General features: G+C 73.9%; 13 protein-coding genes. 7 read left to right on the top strand and 6 right to left on the bottom strand.

The features are described 5' to 3' along the window. Positions 1 to 1,119: 1,119 nt before the first annotated feature. Entirely contained in the window at positions 1,120 to 1,704 is a 585-nt protein-coding gene (idi, locus tag FRAAL_RS28365) for an isopentenyl-diphosphate Delta-isomerase (RefSeq protein ID WP_011607545.1), read from the bottom strand. Between the two features lie 290 nt (positions 1,705 to 1,994). Continuing rightward, entirely contained in the window at positions 1,995 to 2,459 is a 465-nt protein-coding gene (locus FRAAL_RS28360; protein ID WP_011607544.1) for a hemerythrin domain-containing protein, read from the bottom strand. A 528-nt stretch (positions 2,460 to 2,987) separates the two neighbouring features. Here FRAAL_RS28360 and FRAAL_RS28355 point away from each other — a divergent pair. Next, the gene (locus tag FRAAL_RS28355) at positions 2,988 to 3,503 is read left to right on the top strand and encodes a DUF3291 domain-containing protein (protein WP_231861403.1); all 516 of its coding nucleotides are present in this window, start codon (positions 2,988 to 2,990) and stop codon (positions 3,501 to 3,503) included. A 42-nt stretch (positions 3,504 to 3,545) separates the two neighbouring features. Here FRAAL_RS28355 and FRAAL_RS28350 read toward each other — a convergent pair whose 3' ends face one another. After that, positions 3,546 to 4,160 carry a superoxide dismutase family protein gene (locus FRAAL_RS28350; RefSeq protein WP_011607542.1) on the bottom strand — a complete coding sequence of 205 codons (615 nt, stop codon included), beginning with the start codon at positions 4,158 to 4,160 and terminating at the stop codon, positions 3,546 to 3,548. 368 nt (positions 4,161 to 4,528) lie between these two features. Here FRAAL_RS28350 and FRAAL_RS28345 point away from each other — a divergent pair, with 368 nt between their 5' ends. The 4 genes from FRAAL_RS28345 to FRAAL_RS28330 all read left to right on the top strand — a co-directional run bounded on the left by FRAAL_RS28345 (position 4,529) and on the right by FRAAL_RS28330 (position 9,492). Continuing rightward, positions 4,529 to 5,593 carry an isopenicillin N synthase family dioxygenase gene (locus FRAAL_RS28345; protein WP_011607541.1) on the top strand — a complete coding sequence of 355 codons (1,065 nt, stop codon included), beginning with the start codon at positions 4,529 to 4,531 and terminating at the stop codon, positions 5,591 to 5,593. A 59-nt stretch (positions 5,594 to 5,652) separates the two neighbouring features. Further along, positions 5,653 to 7,203 carry a serine hydrolase domain-containing protein gene (locus FRAAL_RS28340; RefSeq protein WP_083867061.1) on the top strand — a complete coding sequence of 517 codons (1,551 nt, stop codon included), beginning with the start codon at positions 5,653 to 5,655 and terminating at the stop codon, positions 7,201 to 7,203. 193 nt (positions 7,204 to 7,396) lie between these two features. Continuing rightward, on the top strand, positions 7,397 to 8,254 hold the full coding sequence (locus FRAAL_RS28335; RefSeq protein ID WP_011607539.1) for a class I SAM-dependent methyltransferase: 858 nt from the start codon (positions 7,397 to 7,399) through the stop codon (positions 8,252 to 8,254). Continuing rightward, on the top strand, positions 8,251 to 9,492 hold the full coding sequence (locus FRAAL_RS28330; RefSeq protein WP_083866952.1) for an iron-containing redox enzyme family protein: 1,242 nt from the start codon (positions 8,251 to 8,253) through the stop codon (positions 9,490 to 9,492). Before FRAAL_RS28335 ends, FRAAL_RS28330 begins: the two co-directional genes overlap by 4 nt. On the opposite strand, the gene FRAAL_RS28325 is transcribed toward FRAAL_RS28330, so the two are convergent. Continuing rightward, positions 9,434 to 10,273, bottom strand: a complete 840-nt coding sequence (locus tag FRAAL_RS28325; RefSeq protein WP_011607537.1) for a CYTH domain-containing protein — start codon at positions 10,271 to 10,273, stop codon at positions 9,434 to 9,436. The genes FRAAL_RS28330 and FRAAL_RS28325 overlap by 59 nt on opposite strands. A gap of 501 nt (positions 10,274 to 10,774) precedes the next feature. Here FRAAL_RS28325 and FRAAL_RS28320 point away from each other — a divergent pair. Both FRAAL_RS28320 and FRAAL_RS28315 read left to right on the top strand, forming a co-directional pair. After that, the gene (locus FRAAL_RS28320) at positions 10,775 to 11,317 is read left to right on the top strand and encodes an SsgA family sporulation/cell division regulator (RefSeq protein WP_011607535.1); all 543 of its coding nucleotides are present in this window, start codon (positions 10,775 to 10,777) and stop codon (positions 11,315 to 11,317) included. 155 nt (positions 11,318 to 11,472) lie between these two features. Further along, positions 11,473 to 12,171, top strand: a complete 699-nt coding sequence (locus FRAAL_RS28315; protein WP_011607534.1) for a PP2C family protein-serine/threonine phosphatase — start codon at positions 11,473 to 11,475, stop codon at positions 12,169 to 12,171. A gap of 62 nt (positions 12,172 to 12,233) precedes the next feature. Here FRAAL_RS28315 and FRAAL_RS28310 read toward each other — a convergent pair whose 3' ends face one another. Both FRAAL_RS28310 and FRAAL_RS28305 read right to left on the bottom strand, forming a co-directional pair. Then, positions 12,234 to 12,605: a TraR/DksA family transcriptional regulator gene (locus FRAAL_RS28310; protein ID WP_011607533.1), complete on the bottom strand. Its 372-nt coding sequence runs from the start codon at positions 12,603 to 12,605 to the stop codon at positions 12,234 to 12,236. Between the two features lie 259 nt (positions 12,606 to 12,864). Next, a complete protein-coding gene (locus FRAAL_RS28305; RefSeq protein ID WP_231861402.1) occupies positions 12,865 to 13,230 on the bottom strand; it encodes a DUF6247 family protein in 366 nt (121 codons plus the stop codon). Positions 13,231 to 13,256: the final 26 nt, after the last annotated feature.

Genomic DNA, 13,256 nt, shown 5'->3' with positions numbered 1-13,256 from the left:
CGACGGCGTGGGCGGCAAGCACTTTGCGGAACCAATCGGGGACTGGCCCGAGAAGAGGGCTACTTCTAGCCCTGCCCCCAGGGTCCACGGTCACGGACAGTCAATACATCGCTCGTCGCCCGGAATTCTTGAAAATTGAATGACCGCTATTCCGGACGGCCGACCGGGCGATCGGCTCGGAGTCGCGGGATCCGGGTGCGGACGGCTTGCCGCGACAATGGTTCGCGTGGCGGGCGTCTGGGTTTCGGCGGTACCGCCGACCTCGTCATCCCGCCTGATTCCCTGGCACGGATGAAACGCGCCGCGGCCCCCGTGACCCCTCCCGTGCGCCCCGCGCGGTCGGGCCTGGGCGGAACGCCGGGTCAGCGGCGCCGGTGGCGGATCGTCACCAGGGCGGCCGGCTGCCGGCCTTCGCGGTGGGCCGCCGTGGGCGGCGGGGCGGGACGGGAGCCGAGACGCCGGCTTCGGTTCCGCAGGCCCAGCTCCGCGGACTCGGCTCTGCCGGCCCGGGCCGACCTCGAGCGGTGCGCGACCCGGCACCATCGTGGTAGTCAGCCGGGACCAACTGCCTGACGAGAAGAGGGCGTCCTGCCGTTGCTGCCGGTCGACAGACGTGCTTTCGATCGAGGGTCGTCCGTAGCCGACCCGATGCACCGGAGCGAGAGGCCGTCGGAGCGCGGGACGGTCGGCCGGGCGGATGTGCCCGTGGCGGCGCCCGGTTACTCCTGACCGACCGACGGGTCACGGCTTGCCGGGCGCGGCGCCGTCCGCGGAATTCGGGGGGCTGCCGATGTAGTGACAGCGCTGTAACTCGACACCGCATTGCGGGAATGCCGTCCGACCGTCTCGACAATGATCGCTTCGCGATCAAGCGTTGACGAAGAGTAGCCGAACCCGTTTCTGTACTAGTGATAAGTAGCCACACGTATCGGGCGGAAGGGTGACCCGTTCCGACCAGAAGATCTGGCCCTGGGCGGGCGACGGGTCGGTTGATCCGGGCCAGGACCTCCCGGCATGCCTGCCGGCGCCGCGGAAGGACGGGACCCACCCGGGCGGTACTCGGGCGTCGCCCGGGCCGACCAGGCCACCCCCCGGATGGGCTCCTCGTGCGACGTTCGGTCAGCCGACGGCGCGCAGGGCGGCCGTCAACGGGTGCGCGGCCTGGCCGAACGCGGTCATCTGATCGACCGACCAGGGGCTCAGCGCCCATGGCGCGGCGAGCGCCGCCTGCCGGTAGCTCTCCCAGTCGACCCAGCGCCACTCCACGACCTCGGCCGGGTCCGGGTCCGGGTCGCCCACCGCCCGGGCCACGTAGACGGGACACACCTCGTTCTCCACCAGCCCGTCCGCGGCGGTGGCGCGGTAGGCGAAGTCCGGCAGCGCACAGTGCAGGTCGGTCAGGGCCAGCCGCAGCTCCTGGTCCACCCGGCGCTCGACGGCGAGGGCGATGTCCTCACCGGGGCGAGGATGCCCGCAGCAGCTGTTGGTCCACACCCCCGGCCAGGTGCGCTTGCCCAGCGCCCGGCGGGTGACCAGCAGCCGGCCGGCCGCGTCGAACAGGTACGAGGAGAAGGCCAGGTGCAGGGGCGTGTCGAGACCGTGCACGGCGAGCCGGGGCGCCGTCCCGCAGGGGCGGCGGTCGGGGTCCAGCAGCACGACCTCGTCGTCGACGTCGACGGCGGTACCGGGTCCTTGTGGACTCACGCGTGGGCCTCGCTTTCCGTGGAAGTGGCGACCGGATCCCGCCGGGCACGTAAGCGATGCGTAACGTCCCCGGTGGATGTCCTCATCGCCCCATCCTCCCGCCGCCGCGACCAGGCGGCGCCCCGACCCCGGATCCCGCTGGTCACATCCGTTGCAGACGGCCCGCCTGTCGGGGTCGACAGGCGGCGAGGGGGCACCTGAAGGTGGCGGGCGGCCCACCGGCCCGCCAGCCCGTCGCTTCGCCCGCCCGGCGCTCCGTCTGTCCGCCCGCCGCCGGTCCGGGCCGCGGTTCAGGAGCCGATGAGGCTCGTTCCCGCGCGGATGGCGGTGAGCATGTCCCACTGTTCGTTGCTGAGGACGGCGAGGGCAGCGGGGAAGAGCCCCTCCTGTTCCTTGACGATGTGCCGCCGTAGCAGCGTCAGCATCTCGACGGCCAGGGGGGCCCAGGCCGGATCGGTGCGGGCGGTGCCGTCGGCCGCGCCCGCGAGGACCGCCTCGATCCGGCGGTGTTCGCCGCGCAGAATCGCGATCTTCTCCGGGAACTCGGTGGCCATCGGGGGGAACAGGCCGCGTTCCTCCACCACGGTGTGCGGGCCGAGGACCGTGGAGATCCGGGCGCAGCAGTCGATCAGCGAGTCGAGGTCGCCCCGCCGGAAGGCCTCACGCGCCTCGGCCGAGAGTTCGACCAGCTCGTCGTGCTCCCGGATCAGGTCCTCGATGGCCGGAGTGGCCGTGCACCAGCAGTAATCAGACACAGTAGGGCCGTCCTCGGGGAGAAGAAGATCGGCTGATTTCCGGCGCCGGGAACGAGATGCGCCGGATCCGCCGCGTGCCGCCGGGGACCGGTCCAACCATGCTCCGTGCTGGTTGTGCCGGCTCTGCGGGAGGCCCGGATATGCGGACGCGGTCGGGAATCGGGCCGATGGGGCGGGCCGGGCAGCAAGGATGCCGGCGAGGTCCGTCAGGGTGCCCGCCGGCCGGGCGGACTGACCGCGTGGCGGCGCCGCGACCGGTGACGCGATCGAGCTCCGACAACGTCATCTCGCTCCTGCCCCGCCCGGCGGCGCACGGGGAGCGCCGCTGCCGCCATCATCGGCCGGCGCTCGCGTCAGCTATATGGACTTTCGTCCCCTTCCGGGCCTTCCGAACGACTGCGACGGCAGGTCCGGGAGTCGCCGCTGTCGACACGGCCAATGCGCGGAAATCGCGAACGAAATGCGCTCGGTGCCGTTGTGCCGGTCGGCGGATCGCCGGCGCCCGCCGACATGCGGGACAATCAGGGAATGTGGGAACTCGCGCAGGTGAACATCGCCCGGTTGCGGGCGCCGCTGGACGATCCCATCCTCGCCGACTTCGTGGCCGCCCTCGATCCCGTGAACGCCCTCGCCGACGCGGCGCCGGGATTTCGGTGGCGGTTGCAGACGGAGGACGGCAACGCCACCGCGATACGCGCCTTTGCCTGGGACGCCGGCACGAGCGCCGGGGTCATCGTCAACCTGACGGTGTGGGATTCGGTCGAATCACTGGGGAACTTCGCGTTCTCCGGTCCGCATCGCGACGTGCTGCGACGGCGGCGCGAGTGGTTCGAGACCATGCGCGAGGCGTACGCGGCGTTGTGGTGGGTGCCCGCGGGCGTACGCCCGACGACGGCGCAGGCGGAGCAGCGCGTCCGCCGTCTGCGCCGGCAGGGGCCCACCGCGTACGCCTTCACGCTGCGCGAGCCGTTCCCGCCGCCGGGCGGCGATCCCGACCCGGCGGCGTTGCCGGACCGGCGGGCGCACTGGACCTGCCCGGCCTGAGCCCGACCGCCGGCCAGCCGGCCCGCCGGCCAGCCAGGACGATCAGGACAACGGGACGGTGAGGCAGGCCGCGCGTGCGCCCGCCGTCCCGGCGGCGCCGGGGGAGCTGTCGGTGTGGTGCTCGTGGAGGATGATCGAGTGCGCGCCGCCCGCCCGGAAGTCCCACGCGACCGCCGCGAACGCGGATCCCGTGCCACGGTCGTCGGTGGTGAAGTCCAGCCACACCTCGTTGCTCGCGTTGGCGTAGCGGGGGTTCACCGACGGCTGCACGGGATCGGGGACGTTCTGGTAGTGCGCACCGGCGGCCGTGCCGGTCGCCCCGCAGGCCTTCTGATGGACGTGCGCACCGAACTGGTGGTTCGGCGCCAGGCCCTGAACAATCAGGCCGACCACGGTCCGCTTACCGCGGACGGCGAGCGCGACCGCCGTCGTGCCCGGCGGCACGAGATGGGCGTCGTAGGTGACGGCCGTGGGCGGCTGCCGGTCGTTCCACGCGCCGAACACCACCGGCTCCGCGACCACCCTGTCGGCCTCGGCCGGGCTCGGGATCGGGCCGCTGGTCGTGGCCGGTGACGGAGAGCCGGCGGCCCCGGCCGGCGCGGCGGACAGCAGGAGCAGTCCGAGCCCGGCCGCAATGATGGACAGACGCCGTCGCATGAGACCCCTCTGAGACGGGAGTTCCGGTCGCTGGCGACGATCCTAGGGCGGACGGAGCTGCCCGGCGGGCACCGACTCGGCCCGATGGGAAAAAGGTGCCACCCCATTCTCCGGTGATAACGGACTGAACGCCGCGATCCCGTCGAGCCGTTCTTGCTTTTCCCGGCCACGCACTGCCGGTCACGGTGCGAGATCACCTCCCGCCTGCGGGCTGCCGATCGGCACCCCGCGGCCAGGAGACGGTGGTGAGTGGTCAGCGGTAACGAAACAGCGCTGCCGGCCGACACACGCGGGACCGACAGTCCTCGTAGGGGCGGCCGACACCGCCGAAGGCCGCCGCGGCGCCGTATCCCGAAGGAGCAGCCTGCGTGATTCCCGTCATCGACATCAGCCCCGACGTCGACAGCCCCGCGGGCGCGCAGGTCGCCGCCGCCATCGGCCGGGCCTGCCGGGAGATCGGCTTCTTCCAGGTCGTCGGGCACGGGGTGCCGGCCGCCGTCATCGACTCCGCCTACGCCGCGGTGGCGCGCTTCCTGGCCTGGCCGACCGAAGAGAAGGCGAGGCTGGAGCACCCCCACCCGTTCCGCGGCTGGAGCAGTCACCGGCGGGTGGGCTGCGACACGGATATGCAGCGGTTCCAGGCCTGCGCCGTGCCGTCCGCGGCGGAGGCGGCGGCGCTGGGCGTCGAGGAGCGCTACCTGGACTACTTCCAGCTCTGCCCGTGGCCGGACGACGTCGCCTTCCAGGAGGCGTTCAGCGCCCACTTCGCCGCGGTGCGGGCGGTGGGCCGCACACTCATGTCCTACTTCGCCGTCACCCTGGGCCTGCCGTCGGACTACTTCGCGCCGGCGTTGCGTCACGACGTCAGCGACATGGCAGCCAACCACTACCACCGCGCCGACCCCGCCGATCCCGCCGATCCCACAGATCCCACCGGCCCCGCCGACCCCATTGCCGCCGACGCCCACCCCGTCGAGGCCGCCGACCTCGACACGATCGACATCGTTCTGCCCGAGCACGCCGACTCCGGCATGCTCACCCTGCTGCACCAGCGCGGCGACTACGACGGCCTGCAGGTGCGGCTGCTCGACGGCGAGGTCCTGACCGTGCCGGTGCGGGACGACGCGCTGGTGGTCAACGTCGGCCTGCTGATGTCCCGGTGGACCAACGACCAGTTCCTGGCCACGCGGCACCGCGTCGCCGTGCCGCCACGGCCCGGGATGACGCGGACCTCGCTGACCACGTTCTGCTACCCAGCGGTCGACACGGTGATCGAGCCGCTGGCGACCTGCGTGGGCGCGGACGGTCCGCACTACGGTCCGGTCACGCCGTACGGGTGGGAGGCACAGTACCTTGCCGCGCAGGCGGCTCAGTACGCCGCGAACGGCGAGCTCACGCCGCGGGTTCCACTGGCGCCGAGGCAAAGAGGCTGATCAGATGGGATAGCCCGGACGCCGAACCGGGAGGGCTGGTCGACAGACGGGGGGTGCCGATGCCGCCGGAGCCGCCGGAGGGCCCACAGTCGGACGCCGCGACCCGGGTGCCCGTGGCGCCCGCGTCGCGGCCGGGACCGGGCGGGGGCCTGCTGCCCGCCACCGAGCGGCTGTTGTTGCAGCGGGTCGCGGCCGAGCAGGCTGGCGGGCGGGCGCCGTCGCTCGTCGCCGCGGTGGCGCGCGACGGCCGCCCGGTGTGGGCGGTCGGGCGGGGCCGTGCCGTCGGTGAGGGCTGTGCCGTCGGTGAGGGCTGTGCAGTCGGTGAGGGCCGGGGCAGCCGGCGGCCTGACGCCGACACCCAGTACCGGATCGGCTCGATCACGAAGACCTTCACCGCGGTCCTGGTGATGCGCCTGCGCGACGAGGGTCGCCTGGCGCTCGGCGACCCCCTCGACCGGCATCTGCCGGGGACCGCGGTCGGCGATCGCACGGTCGCGCAGCTGCTGTCCCATCTCGGCGGCATCGCGGCCGAGACGCCGCCGCCGTGGTGGGAGCGGGTGGCCGGGCAGGCCCATCCCACCCTCGCCGACGCGCTCGGTCCCGACCCGGACCGGTTTCGCCCCGGACGTCGCCATCACTACTCCAACGTCGGATTCGCGGTCCTCGGCGAGCTCGTCGCCCGGCTGCGCGGGACGAGCTGGGCGCAGGCCCTGCACCGCGAGCTGCTGGCGCCGCTGGGGATGGTCCGCACCACCGCGCTGCCCGTCGCGCCGCACGCCCACGGCTTCGCCGTCCACCCGCACGCCGACGTGCTGCTGCCCGAGCCCGCCCACGACGCGGGCGTGCTGGCCCCGGCCGGCCAGCTCTGGTCGACCGCCGCGGACCTGGTGCGCTGGTCGGCCGTCCTCGCCGGGCACACCGACGCCGTGCTGTCCGCGGACACCCTCGCCGAGATGCGCGAGCCGGCCGCCGTCGAGGGTGACAGCGGCGAGTGGCGCCTGGGAGCCGGGCTCGGCGTGCAGCTGCTGCGCGAACCCGGTGGCGTGCTTGTCGGGCACGGGGGTTCGATGCCCGGCTTCGTCGCCGCCCTGTGGACCCGACCGCGGGGGACCGCAGCGGTGGCGATGGCGAACGCGACCAGCGGGGTCGCCGTCGTCGACCTCGCCGTCGGCCTGATCGACGCGGTCGACACGGCCGAGCCGCCGCTGGCGGCCGAGTGGGTGCCCGCGCCGGTGGCGGGGCGGGAGCCGCTCGACGTGACCGGCGTCTGGTACTGGGGGCCGGCGCCGTATGCGCTGTCGCTGCGGCCGGACGGCGGACTGCTGCTCGCGCCGCTGGGCCGCTCCGGCCGGCGATCCCGGTTCCGACCCGGCCCCGGCGGCAGCGGCACCTTCCTGGGCGTCGACGGCTACTTCGCCGGCGAGACCCTCATCCCGCAGCGCCGGTCCGACGGCGCTCTGAGCCACCTCGAACTCGCCTCGTTCGTCTTCACCCGGGCCCCCTACGCCCCCGCCGGCCCGGTACCCGGCGGCGTCGACGCGGCCGGCTGGCGCGCCTCTCCAGCCCCGGCTCCAGCCCCGGCTCCGGCCGCGGGTGGCGGGCAGGGCTGAGCGGGGGTCCTGCTGCCCACCGCGGCGGGCGGGAAGTGGGTTTTGCTGGGGCCTCACCGGATACTCCTACCTGGCGTGCACGGATGTGCCCTCACCGTGGTAGCTGGCCGCTGTGCGACCGCCATGTCCGTGGCAGCGACGCCGTGATGCCTGGCCGAGGAGCCCAGAAGCCGAGGAGCCGAGGAGCGATGGCATGCCCTTCTTCGACCCGATCGAGTCCACCTTCTACGGCCACTGTGTGGAGCGCCTGCTGACCTCGACCGAGCTTGCGCCGATGCTGGCCGGCGGCATCGTGGAGATCGGGCCGGGAACCGCCCGTCCGGTCGTCGAGGCGCTGCAACGCTCCGGGTCACGAGTGCCCATCACCGGGTACGAACTGGACGCCGAGGCAGCGCGGATCGCGAGTCGGGCGGTGGCCGGGGCGCAGCTGGGGAACTACACCGTCGTCCAGGGCGACTTCTTCGCCGCCTCCGCACCGGCGCGGCAGGCGCGGTGCGCGATCGGCAACCCGCCGTACCTGCCGGCGATCGTGCGGCCGGTCGGCGCCTCCCACCTGTGGGGCGGGCACGACGGCGCGCACGTCGCGCGGCGCGTCCTGTCCCAGGAGATGGACGTGGTGCTACTGATGATCGCCTCCATCTCCGATCCGGTGGGTCTCGTCGAGCACGCCCGCGCCGCCGGCTATCGGGTCGCGGACTGGTTGGTGCGGCCCATCCCGTTCGGGGGGTACTCCCGCCAGCCCTGGGTCCGCCGCCGCATCGGCGAGCTGGCCCGGTCGGGCCGTGCCTTCTTCGGCCCGGAGGGCTACCTGCTGGCCGGTGTCACCTGGGTCCGCGTCGGCGGGCCGATCGCCGTCGCCGGTGAGCCCGATCATGCCGCCACCGTGCTCCGCCGGATCCTCACCGCGGCGGGCAGCGCCCACGACCTCGACGAGACCGCCGGGGTCGCTCGGACGACGACCGTCGACGGCCGCCGCCGGGCGCGGATCGCCTCGGGGCACCATGAGCTGCCGGACCGGTCCGTCTCCCGCCTGTCGGGGAGCGGTGCATGACCAGCTCGGGGGGGTCCGGCATCGCGCGGGACGGGGGCTCCACGGCAACCGCCGCCCGGCTCACGCCCCCGTCACCCCTGGCGCCCCGGTCGCGCCCGTCATCCCCGTCGGGGGCGGAGTACGGCGCCGTGCTGACGCCCGCCGAGCTCGCGCAGCCGCGCCTGCCCGAGCCCAGGGGCGCGCTGTCCGAGTTCCTGCTCGACCGGCTGCGCCGGGCGCCCGGCGCAGCCGGGCTCGGGCCGGCGCCGGGCGCGGACGACGACGTGCTCTACGGCGAGGACGGCCCGCTGTCCCTCTACTGCCTCTACGGCCTGCACTACCGCGGCTTCGCCGAGGTCGACGACGACTGGGAGTGGGAGCCGTCGCTGCTCGCCGTGCGCCGCCGGCTGGAGATGGACCTGCTCGCCCGCCTGCGCGCCGAGGCAGACGCCGCCGCGGCCGGGGACGACGGAGCGGCCGGGGACGACGGGGCGGCCGGGCACGACGGAGTGGCCGGGCACGAGGGAGTGGCCGGGGACGACGGGGCGGCCGGGGACGTCGCGGCCGCGCTGCGGGAGGTGATCGCCCGGGCCGGTGGGCGTTCCCTGTCGCGGCGGCTGGCCACCACCGGCACGCTCGAGGAGTTCCGCGAGTACGCGATGCACCGTTCGCTGCTCCAGCTCATCGAGGCGGACCCGCACACCTGGGCGATCCCGCGCCTGACCGGCGCGCCGAAGGCGGCGCTGGTGGAGATCCAGGCCGACGAGTACGGCCACGGCGTCGAACGGGACATGCACCAGAACCTGTTCGCCGTGACCATGCGCGCCCTGGACCTCGACGCCCGTCCCGGCGCCTACCTGAACCGGTTGCCCGGGCCCGCGTTCGCGACCGTCAACGTGCCGTCGCTGTTCGGCCTGCATCGGCGGCTGCGCGGCGCGCTCGTCGGCCACCTGGCGCTGTTCGAGATGACGTCGGTGGAGCCGATGGGCGCCTACGCGGCGGCGCTGCGCCGCCTCGGCCTGGCCGCCGGGGCCCGTCACTTCTTCGAGGTCCACGTCGTCGCCGACGCCCATCACCAGACGGTCGCCGCCCGCGACCTCGCCGCGGCCCTCGTCGCCCAGGACCCGGCCCTGGCCGTCGACGTCGTCTTCGGCGCCCGGGCGACCACGGTGGTCGAGGGCCGCTGCGCGGAGGCGATCCTCACCGCGTGGGACGAGGGCCGGTCCTCCCTGCGCGGTGCGCCCCCGGCGCCGCGCTGAAGAAGTCGAGCGTGGTGCGTGTCTTGGTCTGTTGCGGCCCGGTCAGGTCGAGGCCGTGGCGGCGCAGGACGGCGGACAGGCGGGCGGCGGTCCGCGTGGCCGCCTGCGGGGTGGCGCGGGTCGACAGCTCGAGCAGGCGGGAGCCGTCCGGAAACGTCCACCGTTCGGCCTGGAGCAGGCGGTCGAAACCCTCGGGGCGCAACCGGTGCCGAGAGGCCTCGATCGGCCCGAGGACGGTCAGCTCGTCGATGTGGCCGGCCTCGGGCAGGTGGGCGGCGAGCAGCCGTGCCTGCTGCTTCGAGAACAGGTCGTGCAGCGAGCCGCGGCGGGTCATCGCGCGCCGCACGTCGTCGGGGCCGAGCCGGGTGCGCAGGGCGGCGGAGCAGACGTAGGCGCCGGGCATCGCGTCGACCTCGACGACGAACTGCTTCGACCGCCGCAGCCGCGGGGCGACCTTCGCCGGAACGACGGGCCGGAGTTTGACCACGGAGTCGTCCGGTCTGCCGCTCGTACTACGCACGCGGACGACCACACCACGCCGATGCAGCAGCCGGTCCGGGGTGTCGAGGTAGTAGACCCGTTGCCGCCGGGCCCTCGTCCCGGAGATCCCGAACATCTCGATCGCCCGCCGGTGTGCGGAGGAGGGCACGAGGAACTTGAGTTCCACCCGATCCACCTGGCGGGTGAGTTTCACCAGGGCGTGCAGGTCGTCGTCGGGTAACTGCCAGAACTTCTGCGCCGCGCGCAGCACGGAGGAACCATCTGCCGCAGCAGCCGTCACATCGCCCTCCCACCCGCCTGTTCCGCGGCGCACAGGCCTCGTGATTCCGGGACCCGATGGATTGGCGTCCACCCTTCCGTGGCAGGAGTGCTCATACCACCTGAACGGATACTCAAACCGCATGCCCGGCCGAGGTTCGCCAACCGGGACACAGGCCACGGATCGTCTCCGACGCCAGGTCGGTGCCGTCGGCGGCCGCTGCGCGGGCCGGGCGCGGCCGGGGTGATGCGGCACCGGTCGAGTGCGGCCGACTGGCCCCGAGGTGCCAGTGGCCGGCCGTTGCGGCGGTGCCAGGCGGGTGCAACTCGGGCCGGCCGGGCGCATCGTCGAGCACGCGTCGCGCATGCGGCTGAGGGGTCGTGACCCACGGGCCGGTGGGCGGTCGGTCGGCGTTGCGATGGTGCATCTGCGTCGTGGTGTCGCTGTGGGACCGGCCGCCCGGCGGCGTCGACCCGCGGGGCTGCTGTCCTACGATCCTGACCGACTCCGGAGGAGGACCTCATGCTCGGTAGATCGGTGCGCCGCCGCAGTCTGGGCCGCGGGATGACCGCACGGCTGATGCGGGAGGGCCGACCGCCGCGGGCCGTCCGCGCCGTCTTCGGCTACGACCCGGCTGATCCGATCGCCGTGACCCTGACCCTTGGCGGCGTGATCGGGACGGGTCCCGTCGTCTGGCGCTTCGCCCGTCGGCTCCTCGCCGACGGGGCACGTCGACCCGTCGGTCTGGGCGATGTACGGGTCCGCCCCATCGTGCTGCGCGGGCAGCCCGCGCTCGCGCTGTGCCTGTGCGGTACGTCCGGCACCGCCGAGTTGGAGCTGCCCGCGCGGGAGGTGGCGGCGTTCCTGTGGCGCACGTACGCCATGGTGTCGGCCGACGCGGAGGCCGCGACGATCGACTGGGCCGGCGAGTTCCGCTTCATGCCGGGCCGCCCGGCCGGGCCCGAAGGTGGTGTCGCCTGGCCGTCCGGGTGGGGCGTCGGACGCCGGCCCAGCAGGACGGACGGGGCGGGAGACCCCCGGGTACCCGCCGAAGGTCCCTGGTAGGCACCGGCCGGGCAGGGCACCCTGGGGGATCCGCGAATGTTCCAGCGGGATGAACCGGGAGGCCGGCCGTGCGTGACGTCCCGATGCCGCAACCCCGCCCGGCTTCCGATGCCGAGTCCGCATCGTCCCCCACCGGGGGGTCGTGCGCCTGTGGCATGGGGGCCTACTGGCGGCTACACGCGGTCACGCCCGGCGTCAGCGGGGACTGGGTGGACGTGTTCGCCCTCGACGACGGCCGGCTCGCGATCTGCGTCGGCGACGCGGCCGGGCACGGCTCGCGGGCGGCGGCCTTCGCGGGCCGGGTGCGGGCGATGCTGCGCCGGCGTCTGCTGGCCGGGAAGGAGCCCGACGCCGCCGTCAGCGCGACGGTCGACGAGGTCGCCGGGCTGGGCGACCTCGGGGAGATGTTCGCCACGGCCTTCGTCGCGGTGGCCGACCCGGCCACGGGCCGCGTGGTCTACGTCAACGCCGGCCATCCGCCCGCCGTGCACCTGACTCGAAGCGCCGACCCGGCCAGCCTGCCGCTGGGACCGACCGGCCCGATCCTGTCGGACCTGTTCGCGGGCACCTCGATCTGGACGTCCCGGTCCCTGCGGATGGCCCCTGGCGACCGCCTCGTCGTCTACACCGACGGCCTCAGCGAGGCCCGCGACGCCGCCGGCGAGCAGTTCGGCACGGACCGTATCGGTGCGGCCGGCGGCGGCGAGCCTTCCGACACCCCGCCCGACCAGCTCATCGACCGCATCTTCGCGCGGGTCACCGCCCACACCCACGCCGCGGCTCGCGACGACCGCACCGTGGCCGTCCTGACCCGGCGGCCCGAGCCCTCCGCCGCGACCGTGCCCACCCCCTGACCGTGCCCACCCCCTGACCGTGCCCACCCCCTGACCGTGCCCACCCCCTGACTGCGGTCGACCTAGCCGCGGGACGGCGGCCGACGGCTGGCGCAGGGGACGCAGGTGCGGGCCGAGGGGCGGGCGGCCAGACGCTGCTCGCCGACGGGCCTCCCGCAGGTCTCGCAGACGCCGTAGGTTCCGGCGGCCAGCCGGCCGAGCGCGGCGTCGACCTCCGCCAGGTGGTCGGTCGCCTGTCGAAGCGTGGCACGCACCTGTTCGCGCTCGAACGGCATCGAGGCGCCCTCGATGTCGTGCTCGTCGTCGGCGTCCCGGTCGGCGGTGTCGTCGAGGATGCGGTCGAGCTCCCGGTGCAGTGCGGCGACGCGGGCGGTGGCGTCGGCCCGCTCGGCCAGCAGCCGGGCTCGCGCGTCCGCCTCGGAGCTCAAGGTCACACCTCCGTACTGCGTCGCCCCAGGATGCCGATGAACCCGAGAGCCCCACCGTGCAACCCTGGGGAGTCAACCCGCCCAGGTCACCCGCAGGACGGTGACGGTGATCCAGCGGTCTTCGATGCTGTACGTCAGCAGCCCGTACCCGAAGACCGCCCGCCACAGCTCGGTGCGCTTGTCGTAGGTCCCGCACCGCTGCGGATCGTCGGCCAGTCGATGCAGGAACGCGTCGAGCTCGTGTCGACCCTGGGCCGGCAGGGTGTCACGCTGTTGCTCGGCGAAGGTGACCCAACGGATCGTGTGCCTGGGGATCTGTAACCTCCGGATCGCCGGCGGGGTGCGAAGTGGTCCCGCCGAGCACGGTCAGGTCTCCGGCCTCCAGCCGGCGGCGGTCCGCGAGGGCTCCCGCCTCGATCTCCGGATTCGCCGTGAGCACGGCTCGGCTCCACCACTTGTCGATCACCGCGGCCACGGGCACGAGGTCGAGGCTGTCGTCGGCCCCGGCCAACGCGATCCGCAGTTCCGCCACGAACTTCTCACGATCACCCGGATGAAGCGCCGCGCGGATAGCCGGTCCGTTCTTGGCGATCCGGTTGCGGACTCCATGGATCGGGATGGTGTCGGCCATGAGGACCATCATCCCCACGCCCCGAG

It is taken from the genome of Frankia alni ACN14a, assembly GCF_000058485.1.
GTDB classification, from domain to species: Bacteria; Actinomycetota; Actinomycetes; order Frankiales; family Frankiaceae; genus Frankia; species Frankia alni.
Note: the sequence above shows the minus strand (reverse complement) of the source record. Positions and strands in the feature narration are given on the sequence as shown.